This window comes from Janthinobacterium sp. BJB301, assembly GCF_002735685.1.
GTDB classification, from domain to species: Bacteria; Pseudomonadota; Gammaproteobacteria; order Burkholderiales; family Burkholderiaceae_D; genus Janthinobacterium; species Janthinobacterium lividum.
Window position 1 is genome coordinate 229,889 of record NZ_PDZJ01000003.1, and the last position, 16,039, is coordinate 245,927.

The 16,039-nt window shown below is 63.8% G+C and carries 17 protein-coding genes; 5 read left to right on the forward strand and 12 right to left on the reverse strand.

The annotated features are described in order from the left end of the window. Positions 1-109: 109 nt before the first annotated feature. Together CSQ91_RS20365 and CSQ91_RS20370 are read right to left on the reverse strand one after the other, a co-directional pair. Positions 110-1,246: a D-mannonate oxidoreductase gene (locus tag CSQ91_RS20365; RefSeq protein WP_099389439.1), complete on the reverse strand. Its 1,137-nt coding sequence runs from the start codon at positions 1,244-1,246 to the stop codon at positions 110-112. A 1-nt stretch (position 1,247) separates the two neighbouring features. After that, a complete protein-coding gene (locus CSQ91_RS20370) occupies positions 1,248-2,258 on the reverse strand; it encodes a zinc-binding alcohol dehydrogenase family protein (protein WP_099389623.1) in 1,011 nt (336 codons plus the stop codon). Between the two features lie 339 nt (positions 2,259-2,597). Between CSQ91_RS20370 and CSQ91_RS20375 the strand changes: the two genes are divergently transcribed. Further along, entirely contained in the window at positions 2,598-3,632 is a 1,035-nt protein-coding gene (locus CSQ91_RS20375) for a MerR family transcriptional regulator (RefSeq protein ID WP_099389440.1), read from the forward strand. A 67-nt stretch (positions 3,633-3,699) separates the two neighbouring features. Continuing rightward, positions 3,700-4,779, forward strand: coding sequence for a hypothetical protein (locus CSQ91_RS20380; RefSeq protein WP_099389441.1), 1,080 nt, complete (start codon positions 3,700-3,702; stop codon positions 4,777-4,779). Here the strand turns inward: CSQ91_RS20380 and CSQ91_RS20385 are convergent. The 4 genes from CSQ91_RS20385 to CSQ91_RS20400 form a co-directional block, all read right to left on the reverse strand. Then, positions 4,776-5,465: a M24 family metallopeptidase gene (locus CSQ91_RS20385; RefSeq protein WP_034781944.1), complete on the reverse strand. Its 690-nt coding sequence runs from the start codon at positions 5,463-5,465 to the stop codon at positions 4,776-4,778. The two genes, CSQ91_RS20380 and CSQ91_RS20385, sit on opposite strands and share 4 nt — an antisense overlap. Before the next feature lie 169 nt (positions 5,466-5,634). After that, on the reverse strand, positions 5,635-6,576 hold the full coding sequence (locus CSQ91_RS20390) for a GlxA family transcriptional regulator (protein WP_099389442.1): 942 nt from the start codon (positions 6,574-6,576) through the stop codon (positions 5,635-5,637). 3 nt (positions 6,577-6,579) lie between these two features. Beyond that, positions 6,580-7,803: a D-amino acid dehydrogenase gene (locus CSQ91_RS20395; RefSeq protein ID WP_099389443.1), complete on the reverse strand. Its 1,224-nt coding sequence runs from the start codon at positions 7,801-7,803 to the stop codon at positions 6,580-6,582. Beyond that, on the reverse strand, positions 7,800-8,252 hold the full coding sequence (locus tag CSQ91_RS20400) for a winged helix-turn-helix transcriptional regulator (RefSeq protein WP_099389624.1): 453 nt from the start codon (positions 8,250-8,252) through the stop codon (positions 7,800-7,802). Before CSQ91_RS20400 ends, CSQ91_RS20395 begins: the two co-directional genes overlap by 4 nt. A gap of 91 nt (positions 8,253-8,343) precedes the next feature. Here CSQ91_RS20400 and CSQ91_RS20405 point away from each other — a divergent pair, with 91 nt between their 5' ends. Beyond that, a complete protein-coding gene (locus CSQ91_RS20405) occupies positions 8,344-9,534 on the forward strand; it encodes an MFS transporter (protein WP_099389444.1) in 1,191 nt (396 codons plus the stop codon). A gap of 4 nt (positions 9,535-9,538) precedes the next feature. Here CSQ91_RS20405 and CSQ91_RS20410 read toward each other — a convergent pair whose 3' ends face one another. From CSQ91_RS20410 to CSQ91_RS20425, 4 genes are all read right to left on the reverse strand, one after another. Further along, positions 9,539-10,234: a Crp/Fnr family transcriptional regulator gene (locus CSQ91_RS20410; protein WP_034781930.1), complete on the reverse strand. Its 696-nt coding sequence runs from the start codon at positions 10,232-10,234 to the stop codon at positions 9,539-9,541. A 155-nt stretch (positions 10,235-10,389) separates the two neighbouring features. Next, complete coding sequence (locus tag CSQ91_RS20415; RefSeq protein ID WP_176382155.1) at positions 10,390-11,067, reverse strand: response regulator; 678 nt, start codon at positions 11,065-11,067, stop codon at positions 10,390-10,392. A 3-nt stretch (positions 11,068-11,070) separates the two neighbouring features. Next, the gene (locus CSQ91_RS20420; RefSeq protein WP_099389445.1) at positions 11,071-12,303 is read right to left on the reverse strand and encodes a GAF domain-containing sensor histidine kinase; all 1,233 of its coding nucleotides are present in this window, start codon (positions 12,301-12,303) and stop codon (positions 11,071-11,073) included. Positions 12,304-12,367: 64 nt separating this feature from the next. Further along, positions 12,368-12,949: a DJ-1/PfpI family protein gene (locus CSQ91_RS20425; protein WP_099389446.1), complete on the reverse strand. Its 582-nt coding sequence runs from the start codon at positions 12,947-12,949 to the stop codon at positions 12,368-12,370. Positions 12,950-13,144: 195 nt separating this feature from the next. Here CSQ91_RS20425 and CSQ91_RS20430 point away from each other — a divergent pair, with 195 nt between their 5' ends. Together CSQ91_RS20430 and CSQ91_RS20435 are read left to right on the forward strand one after the other, a co-directional pair. Next, the gene (locus CSQ91_RS20430) at positions 13,145-13,483 is read left to right on the forward strand and encodes a hypothetical protein (RefSeq protein WP_099389447.1); all 339 of its coding nucleotides are present in this window, start codon (positions 13,145-13,147) and stop codon (positions 13,481-13,483) included. Between the two features lie 67 nt (positions 13,484-13,550). Then, a complete protein-coding gene (locus CSQ91_RS20435; RefSeq protein WP_034781921.1) occupies positions 13,551-13,850 on the forward strand; it encodes an antibiotic biosynthesis monooxygenase family protein in 300 nt (99 codons plus the stop codon). A gap of 8 nt (positions 13,851-13,858) precedes the next feature. Here CSQ91_RS20435 and pncB read toward each other — a convergent pair whose 3' ends face one another. After that, complete coding sequence (gene pncB / locus CSQ91_RS20440) at positions 13,859-15,049, reverse strand: nicotinate phosphoribosyltransferase (protein ID WP_034781917.1); 1,191 nt, start codon at positions 15,047-15,049, stop codon at positions 13,859-13,861. A 77-nt stretch (positions 15,050-15,126) separates the two neighbouring features. Next, positions 15,127-15,990: a cysteine hydrolase gene (locus CSQ91_RS20445; protein ID WP_099389448.1), complete on the reverse strand. Its 864-nt coding sequence runs from the start codon at positions 15,988-15,990 to the stop codon at positions 15,127-15,129. Positions 15,991-16,039 lie beyond the last annotated feature (49 nt).

Consider the following 16,039-nt stretch of genomic DNA (forward strand, 5'->3'; position numbering starts at 1 on the left):
AATGAACGCGCTATGCCAGCGAAGGGGAAAGTGGATGAGTGGGCCATTTTAGTCGATATCGGATTGGATCGGCATGCCGAAAAAGAAACAACTGCGTTGACCGGGGCGTTCATGGCAGCGCTCCCGGCGCCAGCATGGCGCGCAGGCGCGGCTGCGCCAGGGAGGGACAGAGCTGCCGCGCCAGCGATGCCACGGGCGCCATGCGGCGCGCGATCTTGCCGGCGTGGTGCTGGGCGATGTCGGCCAGGCGGTGCGCGAGGAAAGGGTTGCCGAAGCGCTCCCTGACCTGCGCCACGTAGGCCAGCGCGGCGTCACCGTGCTGCGCCCCCATGGCGGCAAACACGGGCAGCACTTCCTCGTGCCATACCGCTTCCAGCGCGGCGCGCATGGCGCCGTCGTCCATCGCCTCGCGCACCGTCATGCCGGCCGGGCTGCCCCGCTCCATCCATAGCTGCGCCAGATAGGTATGGCCCAGGTTGAGCAAAAACAGCTTGCGCCGTTCATATTCGCGCAGGCTGCCCGTCACCACCACTTGCGGGTGGCGGCACGGCAGCAGCATGCCTTCCTGCGCCTCGATGGCCCACAGGGCATAGGGCTCGGCCACCGCGCCTATCGGTTCGATCGGTTCGGAAACGATGCGGTCGACCAGGGAATTGATCCACAGGCAGCCCGTTTCCAGGTAGCCGATGAACGCGGCAGCGCAACCCCACTGCCGCGCCAATGTCACGATCACCTGGCGCAGTACATGGCCGTTGTCGGCCACCAGTTCGCACGGAAAAATCGAGATGGGCGCGGCGCCGGCCAGGAAGCGCCCGTGCAGCAGCACCAGCAGCTTGGCGGGAAAGCTGGCGGGAACGGCCGCGCCGTCGAGCATGCCCGCGTGGTCGGCGCCATCGAGCTGGTAGCCCGTGTCGCCCGTATTCGAGATGATCACGCGCGCGGCCACGGCCGCATCGCGCACCTGCCGCCAGTCGCTGCCGGCTTGCCACGCCTGCGTGACGGCGTCGGCACGGCGCTCTTCATCGACTTGCGCGCCGTCCTGCCAGCCGCGGATGCGCACGGGGTAGCCGTCGCTGCGGCGAAACGCCGCCACCCTCGCCGCGCCCTGCGCGCTGTGCGTGGTCTGTACGATGGTGATATTGCCCAGCGCCTCGCCTGTCTTGGCCGCTTCGCTGACGAACAGGTCGGCGTGCGCCTGCAGGAAGCGGCTGGTGCCAAATTGAAGTATCGGGTTGATGTCGCTCATCTCAGACCTCGACGATGGCCTTGATGACGCCCGCTTCCGGCTGCATCCAGCGATCGAGCACGCCGGTAAATTCGTCGAGCGTGGTGCGGTGGGTATTGAGCAGCGCGGTGGGTACCTTCCCCGCCTTCATGGCCGCCACCACTTCCTCGAAATCGTCGACGGTGGCGTTGCGGCTGCCCAGCAAGGTCGTTTCGCGCTTGTGGAATTCAGGGTCGGAAAAGGACAGGCGGTCGCGCACGATGGACACCAGCACATAGGACCCGCCATGGGCGACAAAGTCCAGGCCCCGCTCCATGGCGGCGATATTGCCGGTGGCGTCAAACACCACGTCGAAGAATTCGCCGCCGGTGGCGTCCAGCAGCTGCTCCTTGTCGCCCTCGCCCAGCGCCACCGTGCGGGCGATGCCCAGCGCGTCGCGGCAGAACTGCAGACGGTCGGTGCGGCCATCGAGCACCGTCACGTCGGCGCCCTTCAACGATGCGAACAGCATCACGGCCATGCCGATCGGGCCGGCGCCCACTACCAGCACGCGCTTGCCGGCATCGATCGCGCCGCGCTTGACGGCGTGCGCGCCGATGGCGAGAAATTCGATCATGGCCGCGTCGTCGAGCGAGATGCCCTCCGTCTTGAAGACAAAGCGCTCTGGCAGCGCCAGGTATTCGGTCATGCCGCCGTCGCGGTGCACGCCCAGCACTTCGATGCGGGTGCAGCAGTTGGTCTTGCCCTGGCGGCAGGCCACGCAGCTGCCGCACGACAGATAGGGCATCACGTAGACCTGATCGCCCACGGCCAGGCGCGAGCCGGCTGGCGCGCTGTCGATATGGCCGGACAGTTCATGCCCCATCACGCGCGGGTAGCTGAGGAAAGGCTGGGTGCCGCGGAAGATATGCATGTCGGTGCCGCAGATGCCGACGCGGCGTATGCGCAGCAGCACTTCGCCCTCGCCGGGCACGGGCACGGGGCGCTGCTCCATGCGCAAACTGCCGGGCGTATCGCAAACGATACTTTTCATCATGGTCGTCCCTCTCGCCGCCCGGATCTTGCCGGTGGCATATTATATTTAACGTACAAACCAACTGTGAAAAAAATCCGTCTGTGCGGATTGTCTTTCCAGCCCTGCCAAGGGCGCTTCTTGCTGCGCCGCACAACGATCCATTCGTCATTCCATGTGGCTCGAACGCGCCGTTCATGCTGCAGTCGTCGTTCGGTTTTATAAATATACCGTACAAAAAAATGAAGGTCAACGGATTCTTTTATCAGCTTTTTCAGTTCCTCTGCTACATTTCTGCTTGACCCTGACGTTACGTCAGGCGCCATCGTGGTTGCACGCACTGGAGACAAGGAGAAGGCGATGCTGTTGAAAATCGGGGAACTGGCCAGGCTCACGGGCCTGACTATCCGCACCCTGCACCACTACGACAGCATCGGCCTGCTCTCGCCTTCGGCGCGCACGCAAGCTGGCTACCGCCTGTACCAGCACGGCGACATGGACCGGCTGCACCGGATCATGGCGCTGCGCAAGTTCGGGCTGTCGCTGGCCGATATCGCCAACGCCCTCGCCGGCCCGGATCTTCCTTTGCATACCATCGTGGCGCAGCAGATCGCCATGCTGGAACACCAGATCGCGCAGGCTTCCACCTTGCGCGAACGCCTGTGCAGCTTGCAGGCGCAACTGGCGCAGGGACAGGCGCCGGAACTGGCCGAGTGGCTCACCACTATGGAGTTGATGACCATGTACGACAAATACTTTAGTCACGAAGAACTGCAACAACTGCCGCTGCTGTCCGATGCGGCCGTGGAAGAGGAATGGAAAGCACTGGTGGCGCGGGTGCGCGCCGCCATGGAGGCAGGCGCCAGCCCCGGCGATGCGCCGGCGCAGGCGCTGGCCACGGAATGGATGGTCAAGCTGGTGCGCGACACGGGCGCCCATCCGGGCCTGTTCGCCCGCCTGAACGACATGCACGCGCAGGAGCCCATCATGCAGGCCACGACCAGCATCGATGCGCAACTGATGCAATTCATCCTCGCCGCCTTCAATGCCTCGCGCATGGCGCTGTACCGGCCTTTCCTCGATGAGCAGGAATACGCACACCTGGTGGCCAACTACGGCAAGCGTTCGGGCGAGTGGCCGGCCCTGATCGCCGCCGTGCGCGCCGCCATGGATGCGCGCACGCCGCCCACCGACCCGGCCGTGCTGCAACTGGCGCGGCAGTGGCTGGAGCTGTTCCGCTCGTATGCAGGCACGAACCCGGCCACGCAGCTGAAATTCCGCCAGGCGCACCAGCAGGAACCGCGTCTGATGGAAGGCAGCTTCGTCGACGGAGCCATGCTGCAATACCTGGGCGCGGCGATGGCCGTGGTGGCGCAGGAGCGCCCGGGCGCTTAAGTTGACGTGTGGCATCTCGTGGGCGGGGCCATGTAGAATCGGCCTTCGCCCACGAGAGGAAAAACCGATGCGCCGCTTTCTGTTTGCTTGCCTGACCCTGCCCGCCCTGCATGCCGCCATGGCTGCCGAGCCGCCCGTGCAAGGGGTGTGGCAGGGCACTGTGGGCAAGGCCAATATCGTGGCCTGCTTCAACCAGCCCAGTCCCACGCAAGGGTCTGATCGCAGCGGCAACTATTACTACACGCGCTACAAGACGCCGATCATGCTGTCCAAGCCGAATGGCAAGGCGTTGTGGCAGGAACTCAACGCCAAGGGCGACACGACGGGCACGTGGAGCCTGGAAGCCCCGCAAGACGGCAAGGTCACCGGCACGTGGACGGACCCGAAAAGCGGCAAGACCCTGCCCCTGGCCTTGACCCTGCTGGAAGCGGCGGGCGACCGCGAACATCCATCCTGCGCCAGCGATGCCTACAACCTGGCGCTGGAAGATTTTCCCAATACCAAGACGAGCAAACCGATCGCCTTCGAAGGCAAGCAATACCGCAACCTGCAAGTGGGCGACACCATCACCGTGGAACTGATGGCGCCCGGTGACGGCATCGCGAAAATCAATACGCAGCTGCGCGCCGTGCTGGCAAAAAACAAGAAAGACCTGGCAGACTTCTATGCCACTCGGCGCGAATACTTGGGCCGCAACGGCTTCACGACAGAAGACGAAGTGTATGCGGAACCCACCTACTGGTCGCCGCGCTGGGTAACGGTCAAGTTCTACCGCTGGCCGGCCGGCTATGGCGCCAGCGGCATCTCCATCAAATTCCGCACCTGGGACGTGAAGACGGGCCAGGAAACGGACGTGTGGAACTGGTTTGGCGCCAGCGCCAGCGATGGCGACGACAAGGCCGAATTGCCGGACCGCCTGCGCCAGGCCCTCTTCAAGAATGTGACAATCGATGCCGAGTGCAAGGGCACGGATTACGACGGCCGTGGCCGCTTCCACCTGTCATTGAAACCCGAAGGCGTGTCCTTCTGGGAAGACTCGAACGGCAGCGGCTGTGAAAACGATTTTTTACTTCCCTACAGCAAGGTCGGCCCTTTCCTCACCGTCAAGGGCCGCGCCGCGCTCAGCGATCTGCTGCCGAAGAACTAAGCATAGTAGCTGTCATCGAGCAGCATGTCCTCGAAGAAAGCGCCATACGGCAAGGTCGGATGGCGCAGATGGATTTCCAGGATCCAGCGCATCGGTGACGGCGAAAAATCCGCGTCGGCCAGCGCGCCCGCGTAGATCGTCGCGTGCGGGAAGTCGGACACGCGGTGGCCGCCCAGGTCAAAGTTCAATTCCCAGCCCAGCTTGCGCGCTTCCTCTTCTGCGTAGGCATACAGGGCTTGCCCCGTCAGCCTGTCGCGCTGCCACACGGCGCGCACCTGGTGGAACAGGCATTCCGCATCGCGCGCGCAGCGGGCATAGTCCGCCTGCTGTTCGCTGGCGCCCACCGTAAACGTGGCGCCGCCATCGCCTTCCCACGCCTGCACACGCGGTGCGATATCGAGGAAGAAAATGTCGCTCTCTTGCAGGATCACGCCCGGCTCGGAGGCGCGTTTCATCGGTTTCGTGGTATTGCGCCCGAAGCGCACGCGCGTGGGGTGCCAGCTCAGCGCAAGCCCCATGTCCAGCAGCACCTGCTTCGCCATGGCGACAGCGTCTTCTTCCAGCATGCCGGGGCGGATGCGCGCGGCGATGGCGGCAATCGCCTCGCGCGTCTTGCGGCGCGCCAGCAGCATGCCGTCCTCGGTATAGGCGGGGCCGACCCGCTCGGCGTCCAGTGTCGTGTGCATGTTTGACCTTCCTCAAGGGCGCGGCCGAAGTGGCGCGCCAGCAGGAAAAGTATAGATTTACGTCCGGCGCAGCGGGGGGGCTGGCTGCCGCGCTTTCCGGACAGCATGGCGGGGATTCCTGCCATGCGCAGTATCAGGCTTGCCGGTAACTGGAGAAATGTTGCCGGTATTACTTGGCCGATACGCCCAGGCGCCGCAGGAACACCGTGCGCAACTGGTCGGCCGTGCCGAAGCCGCAGCGCCAGGCGACGGTTTTCAGCGGCTCGCTACTCGCTTCGAGCAGGGCGCGCGCCGCATCGAGCCGGGCGCTTTCGATGAACTGGGCTGGCGTCACACCCAGCTCGCGCACGAAGACGCGGGCAAAGTTGCGGGGACTCATGGCCACCAGCCGCGCCAGGGTGTCCACGTCGAGCGCTTCGCCCAAGTGCGCCAGCACGTATTGCTGCGCCTGCGCCACGGGAGAAGCCGCATCCACCACGGGCGTCAGATACGGACTGAACTGCGACTGCCCGCCCTGGCGCTGCGTGTACACCACCAGGCGGCGCGCCACCTGCAGCGCAAGCTGCGCCCCGCCCACCCCGCCTGCTTCGGCCAGCAAGGAGAGCGACAGGTCGATGCCGGCCGTTACGCCCGCCGAGCTGACCAGATTGCCGTCATGCACATAGATGCTGTCCGCGTCGACCTGCGCCAGCGGAAAACGGGCGGCCAGCGCGGCCGCATCGTTCCAGTGCGTGGCCACTTTTTTACCATCGAGCAAGCCCGCATGGCCCAGCAAAAACGCGCCATTGCAGATGGAACCGTGGCGGCGCGCCTTGCCGGCCGCACTGGCCAGCCAGGCGTTCAGGTCCGCGTCAACCGGTTGCGCCGGCAAGCCGGGGCCGCCCGCCACCAGCAACAGGTCATAGGCGTCGTGCGCCTGCGCATAATGCCGGTGCGCGGCAAGGCATAAGCCGTTGGAGCAGCGCAGCAAGCCTTCCTGCGTGCCCAGCACCTCGATCCGGTATTGCCGTTCTGGCGGCAGAAAGCTGTTCGCCTCGGCAAACACGTCCATGGGCCCGCTGACGTCGAGCGCCTGCACGCCGGGAAAGATCAGGATGGCGATCGTTGGCATGGCTCAATTCCGCGCCACGGCAGCCACTTGCTGCGCCACCATCTCCGCCGTGGCCGCCGCCAGGGTCCAGCCCAGGTGGCCGTGGCCCGTGTTGTAGTACACGCCCGGCGCCTTGCCCGGCCCCACTTTCGGCAGCATGTCCGGCAGCATGGGGCGCAAGCCCGCCCAAGGGATCACCTTGCGCGTATTGATGCCCGGAAAGCACTGCTCGACCCACTGCAGCAGTGGCCGGATGCGGTCGGCGCGGATGTCATGGTTGATGCTGTTGAATTCGGCCGTGCCCGCCACTCTGAGCCGGTCTTCGCCCAGGCGGCTGCTGACCAGCTTGGTGGCATCGTCGAGCAGGCTGACGGACGGCGCCGCCGCGCGGCAGGCAAGGTCATCGAGCTGCACGGTGATGGAATAGCCTTTCACGGGATACACGTTGACATGGTCGCCCAGCGATGCCGCCAGGGCGCGGCTGGCCGTGCCCGCGCAAATCACGACGGCGTCGAACAGGGTGCTGTCCTCGCCCACGCCGTCTCCCACGCTAATGCGCACCTTGCCGTGTTCGCGCGCCAGCGCCGTGACCTCTGCGCCATAGCGGCACGCCACGCCCAGGCGCACGCAGGCATCGGCCAGGCCGCTGGTGAACTTGTGGATGTCGCCCGTGGAATCGCTGTCCGTGTAGTAGCCACCATAAAAGTCGCCCTGCAGCGCCGGCTCGATGGCGCGCATTTCCTGCCGCGTGACGGCGCGCCGCTCCAGTCCGCCCTGTGCCAGCAGGCGCGAGACGCCAGCCGCCCGCTCAAAGCCGGCACGCTCCCGATACACATGCAGGATGCCGGCGCGGCGGTGATCGAAAGCTATATTTTCCTCTTTCGCCCACGCAAACAAATGTTCGCGCGCGGCGATCGCCATGCGCGCCGTAGCGATGGTGTTGCGCTCGTAGGCGGGCATGGCGGCAAGAAACTCCGCAAACCAGCTCAGCTTGTGCCAGCTGGGCCATGGATGCAGCAGCAGTGGCGCATCGCGCCGCGCCATCCATTTCAAGGCGTTGAGTATCGTTGCCTTGTGGTTCCACACTTCCGCATGCGAGGCCGACAATTGCCCGCCGTTCGCGTATGACGTTTCCATGGCGGCATAGCGGTGGCGCTCGATCAGGGTCACGTCCACGCCCCGTTTCGCCAGCGCATACGCCGTCGTCACGCCCGTGATGCCCGCGCCCAGCACGGCCACGCGGCTCATTGCGGCAACACCTTGTGCACGACCGTGTCGCCCGCCTGCAACACGTGCCCATCCGCTGCCAGCACATCCATGCGGCGCACGGGCAAGCCTGAACCGCGTTGCAGCAAGGTGGAATGCGCCTCGCCCGCTTCGAACAATTGCGCCTCGCTCCACTGGCGCAAGCCGACGACGACGGGAAACAGGGCCAGCCCCTTTTGCGTCAGCACGTATTCCTGGTACGCCGTGCCGTCCGAGGCGGGGGCAACCGTAAAGATGCCCTCTTCCACCAGGGTGTGCAGGCGGTCGGCCAGGATGTTCTTCGCCACGCCCAGGCTTTTCTGGAATTCGCCAAAGCGGCGCATGCCGTCGAAGGCATCGCGCACGATCAGGAGCGACCAGCGCTCGCCGATCGCGTCAAGCGCGCGCGCCACGGGACAGGGGTCGGTTTTCAGGCTCTTGCGCTTGGCCACGGGCATTCTCCAGGATTGAGTGGTTGCATTTTAAAACTTCTCGGCGTAGACTCCAACTGGTTTTAATTTAAAACCACTTACATACAAGCCCATGCGCGATACCAACCCACCCATCACGACAGCACTTCCCTCTTCCCTCGTCTGGCTGTTTGCCACGGCGGCCGGCCTCAGCGTGGCCAATGTGTATTACGCCCAGCCTTTACTCGCCACCCTGGCGCACGAATTCGGCATGACGGACGCTGCCAGCGGCATGGTCGTCACTGCCACGCAGCTCGGCTGCGCGCTGGCCCTGCTCTTGCTCGTACCGCTGGGTGACATGCTGAACCGGCGCCGGCTGACCCTGTTCCAGCTGGGCTTGTTGGCCGTCACGCTGGCGGCGCTGGGCTGCGCCCGTTCCACGGCCGGTTTGCTGGGCGGCATGCTGCTGGTGGGTCTGCTGGGCACGGCCATGACGCAGGGCTTGATCGCCTATGCGGCCAGCGCGGCAGCCAGCCACGAGCGGGGCAGAGTCGTCGGCATGGCGCAGGGCGGTGTGGTGATCGGCTTGCTGCTGGCGCGCACCCTGTCCGGCGTAGTGGCCGATCTCGCCGACTGGCGCGCCGTGTATTTTGTTTCGGCGGCCATCGCTTGCGCCCTGCTGTTGCTGCTGTGGCGCAAGCTGCCGCCGGCCAGGCCGCAAGGCCGGAAGCTGGCGTATGGCGCCCTGCTCGCCTCGATGCTGGACATGCTGCTGCACCACAAGGTGCTGCGCGTAAGGGGCATGCTGGCCCTGCTGATGTTTGCCGTCTTCAATATTTTCTGGAGCGCCCTGGTGCTGCCGTTGACGGCGCAAGGCTATTCGCATGCGGCCATCGGCGCGTTTGGCCTGGTGGGCGTGATCGGCGCGCTGGGCGCGGCGCGCGCCGGGGCGCTGGCCGACGGCGGACGCGCGCAATGGACGACGGGGGCGGCCCTGTTGCTGCTGCTGGCCGCATGGCTGCCGCTGAGCTTTGCGGGCGCGGCCCTGTGGCCCTTGATCGTCGGCATCATCGCGCTGGACCTGGCGGGCCAGGCCATCCACGTGACGAACCAGAGCCTGATTTTCAAACAGGACAGCGATGCGCACAGCCGCCTGGTGGCGTGCTACATGCTGTTTTATGCGGTGGGAAGCGGAGTCGGTGCGATTGCCGCCACCAGCGTGTATGCGCTGGCGGGCTGGCATGGGGTGTGCGCGCTGGGCGCGGCGGTCAGCTTGCTCGCCCTGCTGTTCTGGCGGCTGACCTTGCCTGCTGAAAAAACTTAGAGGCTTAATTCAGCATGGCCGCGGTAGAACCATGGCGGTAGGTTTTCAAGGCGTCCGGCTGGATCTGGATCAGCGAACCGCTGACTTTAATCAGGTGCAAGTCCGTCAGCTGGTGCAGCACGCGCGACAGGGTAGCGGGCGCCAGGTTCAAAAACGATGCCAACAGACTTTTCTTCAGGTCCAGTTTGACCTCGTTCGAACGCTGCTGGTCCGATGCCTGCAGCAGGTACTCGACCACGCGCTGGGTGGCGTTCTGCACGGAGCAGCGCTCCACGTTGCGGATAAAACCCATCAGGTGATGCGACAGGCTGTTCATCATCTGGCGCGCGATGCGTGGCGACTGGTCCAGCAGGCGCAGCAGCGCGTGCGGCGGGATGCGCAGCAGCAGGCAATGCTCGAGCGCTTCGGCGCAGAACGGGTACGGTTCATCGAGGAAAATCATGGCTTCGCCGAAACTCTGGCCCGGACGGATCAATTCCAGTACCTTGTCCGTGCCTTCCATGGAAAACACGCTCAGCTTGACGAGGCCGAAGACCACCACATAGGCGCCTTCCGCCACCTCGCCCTTGCGGAACAGCACTTTGCCTTTTTCCACTTCGACGCGCACGACATCCTGGCGCAATTGCTCTAATTGCGAAGGGGAAATATGGCGGAACAGAGCCTGGCTCGATAGCAAGCCATCGACGTTGACCTTATGCATGACACTCTCTTATTAGATTAGCGAATGACTAAGAGTGTAATGCGCAGGCACGGTCAAGGCCATACGTCAAAGGAACTAGGGTTGTCTAGGCCGGAACGCCATGCAGATCAAACAATCGCGGATTCCTTGCGCACTATTTGCGCGTTGTTTGATCTTTATTTACTCAATTCGCGCTCGACGGCGTAGACGGCGATCTGCACGCGGCTGCTGAGCTTAAGCTTTTTGAGGATGTTTTGCACGTGGATTTTCACCGTGCTTTCGGCCACGTCCAGCTGGCGCGCGATTTCCTTGTTGCTCAGTCCTTGCGCCAGGCAGGCCATGGCTTCCCGTTCGCGCGGCGTCAGTTTGTCATAGTCGGCCTGGGGCGCATTCTGTCCCGCGCGGAACTGCGACACGAGCTTGGCCGTCATGGCGTCGGCAATCACGGATTCGCCGGCGGCGGCCCGGCAAATGGCCTGGCCCAGCTGCTCGGCTTCGATATTTTTCAGCAAGTAGCCGCGTGCGCCAGCGCGCAAGGCCGCGCCCAGGTCGGCCGCGTTTTCCGACACGGTCAGCATCAGCACGATCATCTGCGGCAAGTCCTGCAAGATCAGCTGCAGCGCCTCGACGCCGGACACGCCGGGCATGTTCAAGTCCATCAGCACCACGTCGGGCCGCAGTTCAGCAGTCAGGCGCACGCCGTCCAGCCCGTTCGAAGCCTCGCCCACCACCTGGAATTGAGGATTGCGCTGCAACAGCAGCTTGACGCCGCTGCGCAGCAAGGTGTGGTCATCGACCAGCAGGATTTTGATTGGTGCGTTCACTATGTTTGTTGCCTGATAGGGATAAGTCATCTGTTACGCGGCCTGGCGCCGGGCTGCCGGCAAGGCCAGCGAGATCGTCGTGCCGGCGCCGGGCCGGCTGTCGATGGCAAATTGCGCACCGAGCCGCTCGGCCCGTTCCTGCATGATACGCAAGCCGATCTGCAATTCCGTTTTCTTGTCGCGCAGGTTGGCGGCAAAGCCTTCGCCATCGTCGCGCACCTGCAGCGCAAAATCGCGCCCGTTTTCCACGCGCAGCGTCACGCTGCCCGCTTGCGCGTGCTTGCGGATATTCGACAGCGCCTCCTGCACGATGAACAGGATCTGCAACTGCTGTTCCGGCGCCAGCGGCGCGCCATTGCCGCTCATCTCCAGGGTTCCCGTGACGCCCGTCTGCAGCTCGAACTTGGCCAGCACTTCCGTGAGCTTGCTTTCGAGGTCGCTGCCATGCCAGCGCGTGCGGAAATTGACCAGCAATTCGCGCACGTCCTGGTAGCTTTGCTCGACGCCCATGCGCATCAGCGGCAACACTTCGGCCGCTTCATCGAGCTGCCCCCGGCGCACGGAATCGTCAAGCATCTGCACTTGCAGGCTGATGAAATTGAGGCTTTGCGCGATGCTGTCGTGCAAGCCTTCGGCCAGCAGGCTGCGTTCGCGCGCCACGGCAAATTCCTTTTCGCGCGCAATCAGGCGCTGGTTTTCAATGGCGATGCCCAGGCTCTGGCCCAGGGTTTCCAGCCAGCCCTGCTGCTGCGCCTGCACGGCTTGCGGGCGCGCAAAGTGCAGCGAAAAACTGCCCACCACCTGCTCGCGCGCAAGGATGGGAAAGACGGCGATGGCGATAAAGCCTTCGTCCTGGCAACGGTAGCGCTGCAGCGCATCGACCTGGCGGAAATCGCGGATCTGGATCACGCCCTGCGCCACGGCCGCGCCGCACAGGCAATCGTTGTTGCGGATGCAGTGTTCCTCTTCCACCATGGCATCGGAAATGCCCTCGTGCACGATGATATGCACGGTATCGTGCTGCGGGTCGAGGATGCGCACGGTGCCCCCTTCGGCCTGCGCGAACTGCATCACGTGGCGCAGGAAGCCACGGCACAGCGCATCGATGGCGTGCTGCCCCGCCAGCAAGGTGGAAATCTCGTGCAGGGTGGCCAGCTGGCGTTCCTGCGCGGCGCTCAGGCCCGATGCGGCTTGCGCCAGGCGGCGCTGGCGCCAGCGCGAGGCTGGAAGTTGTTTGCGGGAAGATTGACTGCGCAGCGCATGCATGAAGAACTCGAATCTGAAAAGTGGTGCGCCCGGCAAGCGCTGCGGCCTGCCGGGCTGGTAAAGGTTACAAACGGATCTCGGTACCGAGCAGCTTGACGAACTGCGCCAGCCAGGCCGGATGCGCAGGCCAGGCGGGGGCCGTGACGAACTGGCCATCCGTGACGGCGTCCGTGACGGCGATGTCGGCATACGTGCCGCCCGCCAGTTTCACTTCCGGCGCGCAGGCGGAATAGGCGGAAATGCGCTTGCCGCGGATGACGTCGGCGGCGGCCAGCAATTGCGCGCCGTGGCAGACGGCCGCGACAGGCTTGCCCGCTTCGGCGAAATGGCGCACGGCGGCGATGACCTTCTCGTTCAGGCGCAGATATTCGGGCGCGCGGCCGCCGGCGATCATCACGGCGTCATAGTGGGCCGGGTCGATCTCGTCGAAGCTGGCGTTCAGGGTGAACAAATGGCCCGGCTTTTCTGTATATGTCTGGTCGCCCTCGAAATCGTGGATGGCCGTCTTGATCGTCTCGCCGCTTTTCTTGCCGGGACAGACGGCATGCACGGTATGACCGAGCATCAGCAGGGCCTGGAAGGGCACCATCGTTTCATAATCTTCTGCAAAATCGCCGGTCAAAAACAGAATTTTCTTCGCTGCCATTTGGTTCTCCTATGAAAGATTGATCCCGCATCCCTGTCTGCAGGACGCACCGCAAGGCGTATCTTAGCGCGACTTGGCAGCCATACTGGATATTTATCAAACTTTTGCGCCTTGATCGAGGATTTTACAGGCTGAGGCAGAATTTTTTACAGGCTTGCCGGTCAAATTCAAACGACACCTTCCGGGAGCCAGACCATGAGCACCGCCACGCACTCCCTTGCCCCATCTGCCCTGATCCGTATCTTCGACCATTTTGCCGATGCGCAGCAGGCCCGCAGCGCCCTGCTCGACGATGGTTTCCCCGCGCACGCCGTGCAGCTCGACACGGTCGACGACGAGGCCGTCCCCACCGTCCCCATACAGGGCAAGGCCGCATGGCGCGGCATGTTCCGCCTCGTCGTGGCCATCAGCAACCCACAGGAACGGGAACGGGCGCACGCCATCGTGCAGGCATGCAATGGCTGCGACATCGAACAGCGCACGGCCAGCCACGCGGGCGGCCAGCGCGCAAGCGCACAGGCGCTTGCAGGCTGACCTCCGCCCCCTGCGCGGCGAAATTATGGCAAGATCAGCATTCCTTCATTCCACAGTGGAACTTGCCATGATTTTTGAAATTGCCCACATCCAGATCAAATCGGCCACGCATGCTGCCTTCGAAGCGGCCGTGACGAAAGCCATCCCCCTGTTCCAGCGCGCACGCGGCTGCGAATCGATGCGCCTGGAGCGCTCGATCGAAAACGGCGATGCCTACCGCCTGGTGGTGGGCTGGACGACCCTGGAAGACCATACCGTGCATTTCCGCGGCAGCGACGACTTCCAGGCATGGCGCGGCCTCGTCGGTGAGTTTTTCGCCGCCCCGCCCCAGGTCGAGCACATGAACACGGTAGTGACGGGCTTCTAGCCAGGTACCTACACTGCCGGGTGGTGAAACACCTGCCGTAAATATGCGAGGAAGGTTTCATCCTTGCACAGGGTCTTGCCCGGCGAATCAGACAGTTTCGCCACGGACTGGCCATTGCAGCGCACCAGTTTCATGACGATGTTGAGCGGCGTCAAACCGACATCGTTGGTGAGATTGGTGCCGATGCCAAAGCCCGTCATGATGCGGTCGGCGAAGTGCTGGTACAGGGCAAACGCCTTGTCCAGGTCCAGCCCGTCGGAAAACACGAGGCGCTTAGTATTGGCGTCGATGCGCAGGGCCGCGTAGTGGGCCAGTGCCTTCTCGCCCCACTCGACGGGGTCGCCCGAATCGTGGCGCAAGCCGTCGAACAGCTTGGCGAAATACAGGTCGAAGTCAGCCAGGAAGGCATCCATGCCGACCACGTCCGTCAGGGCGATGCCCAGGTCGCCCCGGTATTCCTGTACCCAGTCTTCCAGTGCCGCCTTTTGAAAGTCGCGCAGGCGCACGCCGAAGGACTGGAACGATTGCATGTATTCATGCGCCATGGTGCCGATCGGCACGATGCCCAGCTTTTTCGCCAGGTAGACATTCGACGTGCCCTTGAAATATTCGGGCACCTCGCGCGCCAGGCGTTGCACCACCTCGTCATGCCAGGCACCGGAAAAGCGGCGGCGCACGCCGAAGTCGGAAAACTCGAACGGATGCTTGCGCCGCGGCAGCTTGCCGAATTCCTTGACGGCCGCCACTTTCAAGCCCAGGCGGTGGCGCCCTTCGCGCATGGCCGCATCGAGGTCGAAGCGGCGGAAATACAGTTCGTTGATGATGTACAGCACGAAAATCTCGAAGCCCATCACGTGCACCTGCGGCCCGGCCGCATGCACGAGCAAGGTGTCGCCATCCGTGCTGACGTCGATGAATTTTCGCTGGAAGCGGAACACCGTCAAAAAGTCGACGAAATCGCTCTTCATGAAGCGCAGGGTGCGCAGATAGGCCAGCTCGTCGTCGGCAAACGACATCGAGCATAAATGGTCGAGCTGTTCTTCCAGTTCGCCCTTCAGTTCGGCCAGGGGAAAGGCGGTGGCGTTGCGGCAGACAAATTCGTATTCGGTATGGGTATTCGGATGACCGTGCAGCAACGCTTGCCACATTGTAAATTTATACAGATCGGTTTCCAGCAAACTGCGCACTATCGGGGTCATGTGTGTTTTCTCCAACTTCCTGAAGCCAGAATAGTACGCCACCGCAAGCATTTCAGCAGGGCACGATTAATAATGGCTCAGGCAACCCCGTTGGCCAACAATTCAGGCAAGACGTCGGCGGAGGTGGCCAGCCGCGCGCCGCGTGCATGCATGGCGGCAAGGAAGTCGCGCTGCTGCGATGCAAAGCCCGTGACGGGGCTCATGCAGTCCGTCAGCAATACCAGGCGCGACAGGGCCGGCTTGCCTTGCTGCGCTTCCAGGTAATCGGCGATGTGCTCGGTGCTGGCTTTCACGCAATGGCTGCCCGCCTCGCCGGTGACATAAATCTGCTGCGCCGGCAACAAGGTGGCAAGGAAATCCAGGTTCAGCTGGGTAGCCGCATCCTGAGGATCGGGCACTTCCGCCATGACGGCAGAGTAATGCTCGGTCCATGGATTGGAACCCTTGCTCAGCTTGGCCACCACTTGCAAGTGATCCACTTCCCAGGCGTTGTAGGCGGCGCGCACGGCCGCATGGATATTCTGGCCCCAGCTGCCGATCTCGCAATGCACGGGCCACACCATCAATTGATAGCGTCCCGCTTGCTGCAAGGCATCGAGGTAGGCCAGCGCGCGCGGCAAGGCGCCGCTGGCGGCGGGCAGGAACAGGCGGTCGCGCACCTGCTGCGCGCTGATCTGCGTAAATGGCGGCACGGCGCCGCCATCGCCCGTGCGCCAGAAGGCGGGGTGGGCAATGTCGTAGCGGTGGTGGGCGTCGAGGGTCACGCTGATCTGCGTCAGGCCGCTGCCCCCTTCGCGGATCAGTTGCGCCACGCGCAGCATGTCGGCGTGGGCGCCGGGCACGGCCAGCGCCGGTGCGGTATCTGGCGGCAGCCAGGCGGCGGGCAAGTCGCAAAAATCGTTTTGCGGATCGATGACAAGCAGGTGCAACTGGCGTTTCATGGCGGTCCTCTGGCGTGGCAATATCTCGCATGATACGGGCAACTTCGCC